The following is a 575-nucleotide window of genomic DNA, read 5'->3' as shown; positions in this document are numbered from 1 at the left end:
ATCTTTACGGACCCGACGTGGTACTGGCCGTTCCTGAACTCGATCATCTACGTGGCGATGAACACGGTCATCTCGCTGGCCGTGGCGCTACCGGCGGCCTACGCGTTCTCGCGCTACAGTTTCCTCGGCGACAAGCACCTGTTCTTCTGGCTGTTGACCAACCGCATGGCGCCGCCGGCGGTCTTTCTGCTGCCATTCTTCCAGCTCTACAAGACGGTGGGTCTGTTCGACACCCACATCGCCGTGGCCCTGGCGCACACGCTGTTCAACGTGCCGCTGGCGGTCTGGATCCTCGAGGGCTTCATGTCCGGGGTCCCGCGGGAGGTGGACGAGACCGCCTATATCGACGGTTACAGCTGGCCGCGGTTCTTCACGCTGATATTCCTGCCGCTGATCAGGGCCGGCGTCGGCGTCACGGCCTTCTTCTGCTTCATGTTCAGCTGGGTGGAGCTGTTGCTCGCCTCCCAGCTCACCAGCACGAACGCCAAGCCGATCGTTGCGGCGATGACGCGCACCCAGACCGCCACCGGCATCGACTGGGGCCTGCTTGCGGCGATCGGTGTCCTGACGGTGGT

Annotated in this window: 1 protein-coding gene; it reads left to right on the top strand. The window is 63.7% G+C overall.

What is annotated here, in order from left to right:
- Positions 1-575: carbohydrate ABC transporter permease (locus G7A99_RS24025; protein ID WP_163144589.1), on the top strand; the 575-nt coding region annotated here is incomplete at both ends.

It is taken from the genome of Arhodomonas sp. KWT, assembly GCF_010993615.1.
Note: the sequence above shows the minus strand (reverse complement) of the source record. Positions and strands in the feature narration are given on the sequence as shown.